Below are 14,065 nucleotides of genomic sequence, written 5' to 3'. Positions count from 1 at the left end.
CGCAAAGTTCAAACTATTAGGAGACACATAAGAAAACTCTTAATTCTCATCGTAGTTAATTGTTAAACTAAAGGGTTATTCCTATTTTGCTTTTTTATTTCTCCCCCATTTAACCTTACTTAGTTTGAATAATCAATCTCGTTGACATTAATGCCAATATTCCAGACCTCGGTACTCAAAAAATATCTTTCCCAACAGGATAATTTGCTGGTTGAAAAGGCCTACCAAGCCTAAACAAACCCCAAATCCGCCGTAGAAAACGGTTGTATGCCATGAACAAGGACCAAATAAGTATTTACACCAAAATAGATGGGTCTTCCACGATCAAGATAGCGCCCTTTGACGTTTCAAAAAGGTATACCAAGCCGCACAAACACAATAAATATTTGGAACTGGTCTATTTTAGTAAAGGTTCCGGGTTCCATTATGTAGATACGGTAGGCTATGCAATTACGCCTTCCATCGTTTTTTTGATTAAAAAGGACGAAGTGCACCATTGGGAAATAGATGTGGAGCCCAAAGGCTTTGTCATTATTTTCAAGGAGGCCTTTCTTAACGGCACCCTGGATAAGCGCATAAACCAACAATTGGAACAGCTCAGTAACGAACAGAGCCTAAAAATTCCCCATGACCCGCACATAGACAGTCTTTTTGAGGTACTTTGTAAGGAATATGATTCGGGCAGCGCCCTGCAACCAGATGTGGTGGAAGGTACCCTCAAGGCCCTGCTGGCAAAAATCATTGGGCATGCCAACCCAGGAAATACCGCAAACACTGGGGATAGGCTTACTAGATTCCAACTATTATTGGAGGAAAAACTTAAGAACGATGTTACCTTTTATGCGGAAAAGCTCAACACCACGGCCCAGAACCTAACGGCCCAATGCAAGGTGCGATATTCAAAAACAGCTTCGGAGATCATTGCCCAAGAAATCATCAAGGAATCGAAACGTATGCTCCGCTACACCAATGCCACCGTCACCGAAATCGCCTATAGCTTCGAGTTTAAGGACGTTTCCCATTTCGTAAAATACTTCAAAAGAAATACGGGAAAGACCCCTTTGCAGTTCAGGCGTAGGGAATGATACCGTACATTTTTCAAATAGACCACAAATGCCGCTGCCTTGGCCGTATTTTTACGTTTGGTTTTTCCTGTAAATCATACCATCCCATGAGAATTTTTATAGCTGCCTTCCTGTTCTTCATTACGTTTTCAACGAATTCATTCGGTCAGCTTAGCGGAAAGTTTGTAGATGCATCCAACAATTATCCCTTGGAATACGCAACGGCCGCCCTATTCGACCAGGAAAACGGCACCTTGATTACCGGGGTAATCACGGATATAGACGGTCTATTCTTGATAGATGACATTAAGAAGGGAACCTATTATCTGGAAGCATCTTTTATTGGCTACAACTCACAAACGGTTCGCGATATTATAATTGATAGCAAGAACGAAGAAATCGATTTGGGAACGCTTGCGTTGACCATTGGGGAAAACCAATTGGAGGAAGTGGTGGTGGAAGGGGAAATGGCAACGGTCATCAACAAAATAGACCGTCAGGTGTTCGATGCCAAGCAGTTCCAGAATAGCCAAGGGGGAACTGCGACGGACGTGCTTCGGAATGTACCCGCTGTATCGGTCAACGGTCTTGGTGAGATAAGCGTTCGTGGAAGTACCGGCTTCGTAGTGCTGCTCAACGGAAAACCGGTACAGGGCAGTGCATCCACCCTGCTGAACCAGCTCCCCGCCAATGCCATAGAGCGTGTGGAACTCATTACGGCACCATCCGCCAGATATGACCCCGAAGGCAAGGCGGGTATCCTGAACATCCTTACCAAAAAGGGTGCGGCCGATGGCAGCTTTGCACAGTTCAACCTAAAGGGCGGTTTTCCGTCCATCGAGCGGTACGGCAATGCGGAGGCGCACCAACGTTACGGAATAGACGGCACCTATAACATCAGAAAGGGCAACTGGAACATATCCCTTGGAGCGAACTACCAGCGTAACGATCTAGGGGGAAGACGTGAGGGCGACGTGTTCACCATCATTCAGGACACCTTGACACGGTTTCCTTCCAGTGGGGAACGCAGTTTTGACGAACTGAACTACAGTGGTCGTTTTACCGTGGATTTCACCCCAGATTCCCTGAACACTTTTTCATTGGGATTCTATGCCGGAAAACGAAGCAAGGACCGTACCGCGGATATCCTTTATTTTGATAACCATGCCATTACCCCTGCCGATGGAGGGGAACGGCTGTATACCTTACAATATTTCAACGAGAACTTGAGGATAAGACGGGGCGATTTTGTTCTGGGAAGTATAGATTATGCGCACACGTTCGGTGACGGTTCAAAACTTTCCACTTCCTTTTTGCACGAATATACACTGCTTGGGGGACCAACTACCAACCAAAACCTTGGCTTTCCAAATACCAATATTGTGCTGCAGGACGAATTCAATACCAATGACAACCCACTCAACGGCATCCGCTTTCAGGCCGATTATGTCTGGAAACCTTGGTCCATCGGACAACTGGAGACCGGATACCAATATCGCTATCTTGATCATACGGGGGATTTTGTATACGAACGCCTGAACAATACCACCGGAATTTTTGAACTGATCCCGGAATTTTCCAGTGAAGTAGATTTGAGACGCACCCTACATTCAGGATATGCACAACTAAGCGGGTCTAAAGGGAAATGGGACTATACGGCCGGTACCCGTGTCGAGGCAATGCAAAGGGATTTTGATCTGCGTGACAAGACAAATACCATTGATACAACCTATGTTTATAACTACGTAAAATTGTTTCCTTCGGCATCATTACAATACACCTTTGCGGATATTACAAAGCTCAAGGCCGCCTATAGCAAACGGGTGGAGCGTACCACGACCTTTAAGATGAATCCCTTCCCGGAAAGGGAACATTCAGAGACACTCGAACAAGGGGACCCTACCCTAAGACCCGAATTCATCGACCTTTTTGAAGTGGGCATCAGTAAGAACCTGCACCAGGGAAATTCCGTTTTTGCCACTGCCTATTACCGCAACACCGAAAATTTGGTAAATAGGGTGAACACCGTTTTTAACGATACCATTTTGAACCGTATTTACAGTAACGTAGGTAAGGCCAAGGCTTTTGGTGTGGAATTAGGTGCGGAACTAAAACCTTTGAAAAATTGGAAGAATTTTATAGGTGCGAACCTTTACAAATATCGTATCGACGGAAACTTTGACAACAGGACAGTGGAAACGGAAGCTTTTATCTACTCTATCAATGCGAACAGCACTATTGATTTTTCGGATACGGCCTCGGCACAGTTCACCCTCAACTATCTATCTGCTCAGAATACCGCCCAGGGGGAGGATTCACGGTTCTATTCCCCAAATCTGACGCTGCGAAAGACCTTCTTTGATGACCGTCTTACGGCCACACTGCAATGGCAGAACATAGATTTAGGTTTGTTGGATTCCAACGAACAACGGATTACAACCTTTAGGGATGGCGAATTCTTTACTACTACCAATTACGTCTACGAAGTGGATATGGTCATTCTTAACCTGACTTATACCTTCAACAGGAACACGGATAAGTCAAGGTTCATCGATAGTGAGTTTGGAAAGAAGGAGTTTTAGGATAACTTAAAAAGAAGCCCGGAACACGAGGAATAGCTACAAAAGCGATTTTGAACGAAACAAAGGAAAATAATAATTACCTATCCTATAATTCTTTTTCATTTCTATTTTTAGCCTTCTTAAAATCAATTCGCAAAAGGAGTAACCCTAAGTTGAAAGCGACAAATAAAAGCACTTAACATTATATGTTGGCATATCACCACTCTTTTTGCCACCCATTAAAAAACAAACCACTCTAAATAAAAAGCTTAATAGGATTTTCCTTGGTCCCACCTGTATCTGTTTTAATTTTCAGGATTTCTAAGGTAATTTTTGGAATCTCTTGGTGCCTAACGCCACTAATATGGGATTAAAGAAAAAATAGTAACGTTAACAATTTTTCTTGCAATAGATAATCTCCAAATTGACACAAAGCCTAATCCGTATTTTGAAACTGAAAAGCTCGACAGATTTAGCCTTTTTTCATAGGTTTAATGATAACCACACCTATACGTCACCTAGCTCCTAAAACCAACATAGGTAAACACATACGCCATGGGGTAGCTTTTTTTTCCTACCTCATACATTTACATAGATTTTCATTTGGTGGTGTTCATAAATGGGTTTTTACAATGTCCAGTTTTTTAATAAATAAACTGGACACTTAAGATTAAAGTAATTCAAAAAAAAAGATAGCTGAGTACTGAAAAAATACTGGCAAACCATGGCATATTTACTTTTAGTAAGAGCTTTTGGATATATCCATATTTGCTAAATATCATTAAATATCATATCTTCGATATTGTAAAACGTTAAAAATGAATATCAGTTTCACAAAAAAGCAGGAAGAGTATATCTCTAAACAAGTAGCCTCAGGTGAATATCAGAACAATAGTGAGGTAATCAGGGATGCACTTAGGTTACATGAAATTTATAGAGAAAAAGTGATTGCGGATTTGAGAGCTGAGATTGAAAAAGGATGGAATGGTCCTGACAGCGAAATTTCCGTAGCTGACATTATAGCCTCTAGGAAATAATCAATGAATCGTTTTATTCTTTCAGAAGCGGCCAAAAACGACCTTCAAGAAATTTATGATTTTGGAATCTTTAAATTCGGTCGTTCGCAGGCTGCCAAATATTTGGAAGGAATTCAAGTAGGTCTTGAAAAAATATCTAAAAATCCGGACATTGGAAGGCGCAGGAACGAGATAAAATTGGAATTATTTAGTTTTCCATATAGGTCGCACATTATTTTTTATCGAATTTTGCCCGACCGTATTAGGATTGTGAGGGTTTTACATGGTCGACGTGATCTTCCAAAGCACTTAAAATGAGGCACATATTTTTACACCCCATTTACATCCAATACCACTTAACCCCCCGTAAACAGGAGATAGTTACTTCCTGTATCATGGAAATAAGCTAAGTACTCTTTTTAAATCAACAAACACCTCAAATAAAGTAGGTTACCCTTGAATTATTTTAGGGAATCAATTACGGCTCCGCAGGTCAACATGGCATCCCCAAAATAAGGGTTTTTAATTTCTTTCTCAGTACTCAACCATAGGGCACCCTTATTGCTATTCGCCATAGGACATTGCTGGATGTATAGCGTTTTTTCAAAGGTGTTTAAGTTTCTAGTGATCGCTACCAAATGCTCGTTAAACGATACGAAATGGGCTCTTTGATTTTCTATATCCTGATTTCCTAAAATTGCCCGTATCATTTCAGTAATTTTGCCGAAATGGTCCTTTTCCATTTTACCTAATTCCGAATTATCGATTTTCTGCAATGCTTCCATCATCGCTTTGGCTTCCTTAGACGTTTGTTCCGCGTTACCCAATACAAGGGAATTCTTCAAATTTAAATAAGCAGGTAAGGCCATTTTGAATTGGTTTTGAAATGCATCGGTGAATTCCATTTTAGGTATTGTATTAACATAACCTGACAAACTATTTACACCGATTTTATTCATCATACTTCTTTTACCCTGCAATTGGGCTGCGGCATCCACCGTAAAGGTGCCATTGGTGACAATTTCCTCGCCAGCTTCCAACCCAGAAGGCACTTGAATTTGCTCACCGATTCTAGTTCCCAACATCACTTCACGCATCTCAAATACGGGTTCGTCCTTTTTCACCTTTACATAGACCAATGAGCGTTCCCCGGTCCACATAATGGCGGATGTTGGAACCAATAGTTCTTTTTCACTTTCTCCACCATGAATACCTTCGATTGCGCCCGAAACGAACATCCCCGGTTTAAAAATGTCCTCCTCATTCTTTAGAGTGGCCCTAACTGTTACTGTTCTCGTAGCATTGTCCAAAATAGGATCTATAAAGGCTATTTCACCATCAAAGGATTTATTTGGATATGCATTTGTGGTAATACGTATGTTCTGCCCTTTTTTGAATACGGACAGTTGACTTTCATACGCATCAAATTCTGCCCAGACCGTACTTAAGTCACTCAATTTTACAATGGGCTGTCCCTTTTTGACATAATCGCCTTCGGCACTCATAACTTCTGAAACCGTTCCCGAGACCGTTGCATACACGGGAAAAGACTCCGTTACTCTTCCAGAACTTTCAATACCGTCGATTTGTTTCTCGGTCAATTTCCAAAGCTTCAACTTATTTCTGACCGCCTGATATAGTTGGGGCTGTGAGCTTTTTAAGGATGTAGCGGTCAACAGTTCCTGTTGGGCCGCAACCAATTCTGGAGCATAAATGGATGCCAACAATTCTCCTTTGCCCACTTCCTGTCCTTCATAGTTGACATACAACTTTTCGATTCTTCCATCAAAATAGCTGGCCTGAACGGCAATGGCCTCCTCATTGACAGTTATATTGCCGGACAGATTGATGGTACCACTAACATTTGTAGACCTTGGGCCTATCACCATAGTCTGAACATTGGCCAGGGCCAGGGCATTGGCGGTCATGGTAAATTGACCGGCTGCCAGACCATCTTGCCCTGTTTCGGCCGGAATGAGGTCCATACCACAAATGGGACAGTCTCCATGCTCCGGTTGCATTATCTGGGGATGCATGGAGCAAGTCCACATTTCTTGATTAATTGATGCGTTGATGGGTGGATGGGCGGATGTATTTTCCTTACTATTGGAGAAAAAGTACCCCCCAGCAACAATTCCCAATATCAAGATCAGTAGATAAATGACATATTTTTTCATGTTTTTTTATTGTTTTTCAATGGTCAAACTTCGGCTACGATTAGTAAAGGCATGTAACATCCCTGTAATCATTTTATCGACGTCAATGAATGCCATGGATATTTCATTTTGATTTTTTTGAAGTTGAAATTATTTTACCTATCAGTTTTAAACTGGATTTCAAATGGGAAACCAGGTCCTCATCCGGGTTTGGATATGTTTGGGATTCCTGGCATAGTAATAACCAATATTCCGTTTCCTGTGCTTCCTTATATGCGATTTTGAGTTTATGAATGAAATCGGCTCTACTTTCAGCACCTTGTGCTTCCCTGGAGTTGGCCCCTATGGAGGTTCCAGACCGCATAATCTGGCGGGCAATTACGTACTTCCCAGCTTTCTCCAATTCCTCCGAATAGGCTATTATTAATAAAGCAAGTTTAAAAGTGACTTCCAATAACTCGTTCTTTCTCATACCTATATAATTCTTAAACCTTCAATCATAACATCAAACAATCCGCAAATCAAACCATCCGCAAATCTAACAATCCGCAAATCTAACAATCCGCAAATCTAACAATCCACAAATCAAAACATCCGCACATCAAACAATCCACACATCAAACAATCCACACATCAAACCCATCCGCACATCCAACAATCCACACATCAAACCATCTGCACATCAAACCCATCCACACATCAAACCCATCCACACATCAAACCCATCCACACATCAAACCATCCACACATCCAACCATCCACACATCAAACCCATCAGCACATCAAACAATCCACACATCAAACAATCCACACATCAAACAATCCACACATCAAACCCATCCACACATCCAACCATCCGCACATCAAACCATCCTTTTTTAAAGACCGATTAACATACTTATGGCCATTACGATCATAATGGCATTTTCAATAAAAGTTGCCTCTGTCATTGGCAATTTGAGTGCCGTTCCCAAACAGGCGCATTGTATGGATTTCTTATCCAAAAGTGTCCTCGTGACCCCTATCGTTGTAATTCCCAGAACGACCAGTGTGGCAATCAATGCAAAAGGCACATAAAGTCTCATCAAGAATAATACTCCTAAAATGGTCTCTATAAAGGGATATACCCAAGCATAAAAAGGTACGGCCTTTGCCAAGGGGTCGTACATTCGAAAACTATCGGGAAACCCTTTAAGATCGAGCATCTTAAAAAAGCTGAACACAATGTAGAAAAGCCCCATAAAATCAAGCATCGCCCCTTCCCAATTGGGCCTATTGTAATTGAGTAGAATCGAGGCTACGGTTATATATCCCAAGATTAAAAACAACGGCCGTAACTGCTCCAATTTCGATTTTGTTTCCGTACTTGTTTCAGCCATCGTTACCATTCGCTTTTCTGAAATGCTATATTTATCCAGAAGTGACTTTTGTAAGGTATTTACATCGATATGATGCTCCATCTCAATAATTGCTTCGGCCTTTTCCAAATCGACGGAAGCGTTCCTAACACCTTCTATTTTTGAAAGCGTCTCCTCAACATGGGTCCTGCAACCGTTACATGTCATTCCTTGTATATGGTACGTATGTTTCATGCTATTTGTTTAAACCCCTCATCCATTGAAAAGTTACTTAATAATTTCCGTCACCTTCCCACATGTGAGCATCCTATCCCCAAAATAAGGGTTACGAATTTCCTTTTCGGTCGATAACCAATAGCCTCCTTCATTGTTAAATGCCATCGGGCAGTACTGCATATAAACTTCGCCGGAAGAAATGGATGCATCCACTATCTCCATGATTTTCTTGGTTACCTCTGAAAATACGATACGTTGATCTTCAATCGCGTATGATGCTGCAATTTTTGCCAATAGTTCCTTTAAAGCGGCATCCTCCGTATTTTCCATCAGCATTTTGGCAGCCGATTGTGCTTCTACCGCATCCGAATTTACAAGTGCCGTCTTAAGATGGATATAATGCTGAAATTGGTTGCCCACTTTGCTGTCATTAAACGCCAACGCTACCTTCTCTTGACTCACCTCTTCTTTGACCTTGGTTTCACCATTGGATTTTGGTTCGTTTTTGCAGGCAACAAGCACTGCTAAGGACACTATTGCCGGAAATGTTTTGAAAAATGTTCTATTTACCATGGGTTTCCTTGATTTTGCGTGTTCAATACGTATTGATTTCATAGATTTTGAATTTAGGTCATTGATTTATTAAATAGTTGATGATGGCCGATTGCAGGTAGTACGCACGAACCGACTCAATCTGATTCATTTGAAATTTTAACTGTAATTCCTGTATGTCCAACACATCGTTAAAATCGATTGTTCCGGTTTCATAATTCTTTATTAGAATCTCCTCGGCATCTTGGGCCTGTTCCAGGTTTTTTTCTTGGGTATTGAATTTTATCCGTGCCTGATTTTGTTCCGATGTTGCCTTTGCCAAAGCCGCTTCCAGAAGGTTCAATCGTTCCGTTCTCTGAAATTCGATTTCCTTTTGGCGGAGTTCGTTCTGTTTGGATACCGAGGCAAAACGGTTGTTAAAAACCGGTATCGAAAGCGATACCATGGGCATAATGATATCCTTACCGTTGTCGTTAAATGTCATGTCGGGCCGTTCCGAAACGGGCAAGTAATCCAACCCAAACCCCACATTGGGGGCACTTTCCTTCTGGTTCAATAGTTCCGATTGTTCAACAGATTCGTATAGCCTATCATATTTGAGCAATTCCGGATTGAGAGTCAAACCGTTTTGGTCAAAAATAGGGTCTTCCATAGGAATTGTCATTTCCGGGACGACTTCCACGGCAATGGTCCCTTCCCTATTCAAAAGGCTATTAAAGCTTGCCTGCTCCGCCATATAATTTTCCCGTAGGATTTCCTTTTCCTGCTGCAATTCATTTTGCCTAATTTGCAATTTCAGGACGTCCACGGCAGATGCTTTGCCCACTTCAACCGATGTCAAAGCCAATCGTTCATAGGTTTCTAACAATTGGATATTCTCGTCCAAAATATTCTGCTTCGCCCGTATGGCGTATAACTGATAGTAGGACCGTGCGACCGAAAGGGCCAATTTCCGTTTGGCAATGGCTATTTCCACAAATTCCGTTTCCGCCATAGAGCTTGCATAGCTTGACCGTGCCGTAATCGTCCCAAACCAAGGCAGCATCTGAGAAACGGAAAAACGTGCCCGTTGCGCGCCCGTCCTTGTTTCGGGTTCACTCACAAAATATCCGGCGCTGACCGAGGTGTTGGGCAATGCATTGACCTCGTTGACCTTTTCCTTGGCAATGTCATACCTAAGCTCAAAAGCCTGAATATTGGGATTGTTCCTTTCGGCTTCCAAAATATAGGATTGCAGTTCCTGTGCATCAACAAAAAATGAAACAAGGAGCAATCCGGTAAGGGTTACAATTTTTTTCATTTACTCATTTGTTTTAGTTGATGTTCTTTCCTCCAGCTATAAAGTACTGGTAACAAGAAATAAGAGGTTACATCAATGAGCATCCCACCCATGATGGGAATAGCCATCGGGATCATAATATCACTTCCTTTTCCAGTGGATGTCAGTACGGGCAATAATGCCAGCACGGTCGTTACGGTGGTCATCAAACAAGGGCGGATACGTTTTCCAGCAGCTTGTAAAGTAGCTTTACGTACACCCTTTATATCACTGGGCCTTTCCTTTTCAAAAGACTGGTCAAGATAGGTAGCCATTACGACACCATCATCCGTCGCAATACCAAAGAGAGCAATAAACCCAACCCATACTGCAACACTCAGGTTGATGGTCTTTATGTTGAACAGTTCACGCAAGTTCTCACCGAACAAGCTGAAATTTAAAAACCAATCCTGACCATAGAGCCAAATCATGACAAACCCACCGGCAAAGGCTATCGCAATGCCCGTAAATACCATCAATGAGGTGGTAACCGATCTAAACTGAAAGTATAGGATAAGGAATATGATCAACAAGCACAAGGGAATCACGATAGATAGAGTTTTCTCGGCACGCAACTGATTTTCATAGGTTCCCGTAAATTTATAGCTGACCCCCTTGGGTACGGTCAGGTCACCACTTTCGATTCTGTTCTGTATCAAAGCCTGGGCATTTTCCACGACATCCACTTCCGCAAAACCGTCCATTTTGTCGAACAATACGTAGCCCACCAAAAACGTGTCCTCACTCTTTATGACCTGTGGCCCTTGCTCATAGCGAATGTCTACCAGTTCGCCAAGCGGAACCGGACTCCCATTTTCAACAGGGACATATATATTGCCCAAATCTGTTGGATTATCCCGAAGCTCCCTTGGATAGCGGACTCTAACGGCGTAGCGTTCCCGTCCTTCTACTGTCTGGGTAAGGGGCATGCCGCCAACGGCCACTTTTAGGACTTCCTGAACGTCCATGATCGATGCACCGTAACGGGCAAGCTGCTCGCGCTTGATATCGACCAACAAATAGGGTTTCCCCACAATTCGGTCGGCGAATACGGCCTGTTGCTTCACCCCTTTTGCCTGTTTTAGTATTTCTTCAAGCTGAAGTCCAAATGCCTCGATTTCCCGTAGGTCCTGACCCTTTACCTTAATGCCCATGGGCGCGCGCATCCCCGTTTGCAACATGATCAATCGGGTTTCTATGGGCTGTAATTTTGGCGCGGATGTAACTCCCGGGAGTTTTGTCACCCGAACGATTTCATTCCAGATGTCGTCCGGACCTTGGATTTCAGGTCGCCAATTGCGGAAATATTGACCATCGGCATCAGGAATTAGGTTATCTGATGTAATTATGTGAGGATGTGCGGATGATGGGAGTTTTTCATCAGAGTTCATTTTATAATAGACCCCTTCTTCCCAATCATAAACAATACGTGCATCTTCAAATCCACTTATCCGCACATCTCTTAAAATAAAGCGGTCATTATCATCCATTTTGTAGCGTTGGCGTTCCCCAGAGGCGTTTCGCATATATTCCGATTTGTACTGAATCACGTTCTCGTACATGGAAAGCGGTGCAGGGTCCAGGGCAGATTCGGTACGGCCGGCCTTCCCCACCACGGTTTCTATTTCAGGGATAGTCGCTACGGCCATATCCAACTGTTGTAATACCCGTTTGTTTTCGGCAACGCCCGCATGGGGCAAAGATGTAGGCATTAGGAGGAAGGAACCCTCGTTGAGGGCCGGCATGAATTCCTTGCCCGTATTCCGCATAATCAGGAAACCAAGCACCAGCAGTGTTGAAGGGATGGCTAAAAATGGCATCCTATTCTCCAAAGCCCAGTTCAAGATACGATCGTAATATTTTCGGAGTAATGAAAAAATACCCAACACCCCAAAACAGATCACACCAACGAAAATTAAGTTCATGACCAAACTGCGGTCGAAACCAAGCGGTCGCCAGTATTCTGCCAAAAGAAACACTACGGCAATTACGGCAACCAAGGTGTTCAGCAAATTCTTGGTGAGTAAAAAACCCCGATTTAAAATGTTGATCCTGACATCTTCCTTTTTACCTGCTAAATAATACAATCCGATTCCGCCAAAAGCTACAAGCACCAAACCTATCCAATACCCAAAAAGGACGGCCACGATTCCCAAACAGACACCTATGCCGTTTAAAATATATTTTAACCGCTCCTGCAATTCCCTTTTTCTAAAAAAGGTGGCCGCGAAAGGCGGTATTAGAAACAAGGCGATTACGAGTGCCGCAGCAAGGGCCATTGTCTTGGTAAACGCCAAAGGGCTAAATAATTTGCCCTCGGCACCTACCATGGTAAACACAGGAAGGAAACTAATTATGGTGGTCATTACGGCCGTGACAATGGCACCGGATACTTCGGATGTGGCGTTGTAAATGATTTCGTTTGTTGTATAGGGCCGACCATCCGGTTTCAACCGCAAGTCTTGGTCATCCATATGGCGGATCATATTTTCCGCCAGAATCACTCCCACATCCACCATCGTACCAATGGCAATGGCAATTCCCGAAAGCGCCACGATGTTGGCATCCACATTGAAAAGCTTCATTGCAATGAATACCATCAAAACCGCTACGGGCAATAATCCCGATATCAATACGGAAGCCCTGAGGTTGAACACCATAATGATGATGACTAAAATGGTTATCAGGATTTCCATGGTAAGGGCTTCGTTGAGCGTACCCAAAGTTTCCTGAATGAGCTCCGTACGATCGTAAAATGGGACGATGGTCACTTGCGAGGTGCGCCCATCCGCCAATTGTTTTGAAGGTAAACCTGCACTTAATTCGGTAATTTGATCCTTGACATTGTTGATCACCTCCAATGGATTGGCACCATAGCGGGCTACCACTACGCCCCCAACGATCTCGGCCCCTTCCTTGTCCAGGATACCGCGCCTAGGCGCAGGCCCCAGGCTCACCCTGGCCACATCCTTGATTCGGATGGATGTAAAATCTTTGGAATCCACCACCGCATTTTCGATATCTGAAATTGATTTTACATAGCCCAGACCGCGTATGAGGTATTCCGCATTGTTCATTTCCAAGGTTTGTGCACCAATATCCTGATTGTTTTCCTTGACCGCTTTTACAACATCGGCCAGGCCAATATTGTACTGGCGCATTTTTTCCGGGTCTACATCCACTTGATATTCCTGAACATATCCACCTATAGATGCCACTTCGCTTACCCCGTTTGCAGAGGAAAGCGCATATTTTACGTAGTAATCCTGTATGCTGCGAAGTTCCTGCAAATCCCATCCGCCCGTGACATTTCCTTCCTTGTCCCTACCTTCCAAGGTGTACCAAAAAATCTGCCCCAAACCAGTGGCATCCGGTCCCAAGGTAGGGTTGACTCCATCGGGTAATAGGCCGTTGGGAAGGGAATTCAATTTTTCCAGAATCCTGCTCCGAGACCAATAAAACTCGATGTCCTCCTCAAAAATGATATAGATGCTCGAAAACCCGAACATGGACGAACTCCGGATGGTCCTAACACCCGGAATGCCCAATAAAGAAGTGGTCAACGGAAAGGTAATCTGATCTTCGATATCCTGGGGGGAACGACCGTCCCATCTGGTGAAAACGATTTGTTGGTTTTCGCCTATATCGGGGATAGCGTCCACCGCGACCGGATTATTAGGTATCCCGATACCCAACCGGTCAATATTCCAATTAAACGGTGCATGGACAATACCCCAGCCTATAAAAAGTATCAATAGCAAGGTTGCTACCAACTTATTTTCAATCAGAAATTTTATTGCTTTGTTCAGCATACGATTTGATTA

General features: G+C 43.1%; 10 protein-coding genes. 4 read left to right on the top strand and 6 right to left on the bottom strand.

Features of this window, described 5'->3' with window-relative positions; genetic code table 11:
- Positions 1–272 precede the first annotated feature (272 nt).
- From PP181_RS10420 to PP181_RS10405, 4 genes are all read left to right on the top strand, one after another.
- The gene (locus PP181_RS10420) at positions 273–1,085 is read left to right on the top strand and encodes an AraC family transcriptional regulator (RefSeq protein ID WP_272637052.1); all 813 of its coding nucleotides are present in this window, start codon (positions 273–275) and stop codon (positions 1,083–1,085) included.
- Positions 1,086–1,171: 86 nt separating this feature from the next.
- On the top strand, positions 1,172–3,646 hold the full coding sequence (locus PP181_RS10415; RefSeq protein WP_272637051.1) for a TonB-dependent receptor domain-containing protein: 2,475 nt from the start codon (positions 1,172–1,174) through the stop codon (positions 3,644–3,646).
- 797 nt (positions 3,647–4,443) lie between these two features.
- Complete coding sequence (locus PP181_RS10410; RefSeq protein WP_154920133.1) at positions 4,444–4,662, top strand: type II toxin-antitoxin system ParD family antitoxin; 219 nt, start codon at positions 4,444–4,446, stop codon at positions 4,660–4,662.
- A gap of 3 nt (positions 4,663–4,665) precedes the next feature.
- Positions 4,666–4,959, top strand: coding sequence for a type II toxin-antitoxin system RelE/ParE family toxin (locus PP181_RS10405; RefSeq protein ID WP_154920135.1), 294 nt, complete (start codon positions 4,666–4,668; stop codon positions 4,957–4,959).
- A gap of 143 nt (positions 4,960–5,102) precedes the next feature.
- On the opposite strand, the gene PP181_RS10400 is transcribed toward PP181_RS10405, so the two are convergent.
- The 6 genes from PP181_RS10400 to PP181_RS10375 all read right to left on the bottom strand — a co-directional run bounded on the left by PP181_RS10400 (position 5,103) and on the right by PP181_RS10375 (position 14,053).
- Complete coding sequence (locus PP181_RS10400; protein ID WP_272637050.1) at positions 5,103–6,818, bottom strand: efflux RND transporter periplasmic adaptor subunit; 1,716 nt, start codon at positions 6,816–6,818, stop codon at positions 5,103–5,105.
- Between the two features lie 103 nt (positions 6,819–6,921).
- Positions 6,922–7,269 (bottom strand): four helix bundle protein, encoded by a 348-nt coding sequence (locus PP181_RS10395; protein WP_272637049.1) that lies wholly within the window; start codon positions 7,267–7,269, stop codon positions 6,922–6,924.
- Positions 7,270–7,675: 406 nt separating this feature from the next.
- The gene (locus tag PP181_RS10390) at positions 7,676–8,389 is read right to left on the bottom strand and encodes a heavy-metal-associated domain-containing protein (RefSeq protein WP_272637048.1); all 714 of its coding nucleotides are present in this window, start codon (positions 8,387–8,389) and stop codon (positions 7,676–7,678) included.
- 33 nt (positions 8,390–8,422) lie between these two features.
- Positions 8,423–8,986, bottom strand: a complete 564-nt coding sequence (locus PP181_RS10385; RefSeq protein WP_272637047.1) for a DUF3347 domain-containing protein — start codon at positions 8,984–8,986, stop codon at positions 8,423–8,425.
- A 16-nt stretch (positions 8,987–9,002) separates the two neighbouring features.
- Positions 9,003–10,223: a TolC family protein gene (locus PP181_RS10380; RefSeq protein ID WP_272637046.1), complete on the bottom strand. Its 1,221-nt coding sequence runs from the start codon at positions 10,221–10,223 to the stop codon at positions 9,003–9,005.
- Entirely contained in the window at positions 10,220–14,053 is a 3,834-nt protein-coding gene (locus PP181_RS10375; RefSeq protein WP_272637045.1) for an efflux RND transporter permease subunit, read from the bottom strand. The genes PP181_RS10380 and PP181_RS10375 overlap by 4 nt, the downstream gene beginning before the upstream one ends.
- Between the last annotated feature and the right edge of the window lie 12 nt (positions 14,054–14,065).

It is taken from the genome of Maribacter sp. PR66, from assembly GCF_028464205.1.
In the GTDB taxonomy this organism is placed as follows: Bacteria; Bacteroidota; Bacteroidia; order Flavobacteriales; family Flavobacteriaceae; genus Maribacter; species Maribacter flavus.
The sequence above is the reverse complement of the archived record's forward strand: the minus strand, read 5'-3'. Positions and strand labels throughout refer to the sequence as shown.

Coding starts and splice junctions, on each gene's coding strand:
- PP181_RS10420 (WP_272637052.1), top strand. CDS start 273: ATGAACAAGGACCAAATAAGTATTTACACCAAAATAGATGGGTCTTCC.
- PP181_RS10415 (WP_272637051.1), top strand. CDS start 1,172: ATGAGAATTTTTATAGCTGCCTTCCTGTTCTTCATTACGTTTTCAACG.
- PP181_RS10410 (WP_154920133.1), top strand. CDS start 4,444: ATGAATATCAGTTTCACAAAAAAGCAGGAAGAGTATATCTCTAAACAA.
- PP181_RS10405 (WP_154920135.1), top strand. CDS start 4,666: ATGAATCGTTTTATTCTTTCAGAAGCGGCCAAAAACGACCTTCAAGAA.
- PP181_RS10400 (WP_272637050.1), bottom strand. CDS start 6,818: ATGAAAAAATATGTCATTTATCTACTGATCTTGATATTGGGAATTGTT.
- PP181_RS10395 (WP_272637049.1), bottom strand. CDS start 7,269: ATGAGAAAGAACGAGTTATTGGAAGTCACTTTTAAACTTGCTTTATTA.
- PP181_RS10390 (WP_272637048.1), bottom strand. CDS start 8,389: ATGAAACATACGTACCATATACAAGGAATGACATGTAACGGTTGCAGG.
- PP181_RS10385 (WP_272637047.1), bottom strand. CDS start 8,986: ATGAAATCAATACGTATTGAACACGCAAAATCAAGGAAACCCATGGTA.
- PP181_RS10380 (WP_272637046.1), bottom strand. CDS start 10,223: ATGAAAAAAATTGTAACCCTTACCGGATTGCTCCTTGTTTCATTTTTT.
- PP181_RS10375 (WP_272637045.1), bottom strand. CDS start 14,053: ATGCTGAACAAAGCAATAAAATTTCTGATTGAAAATAAGTTGGTAGCA.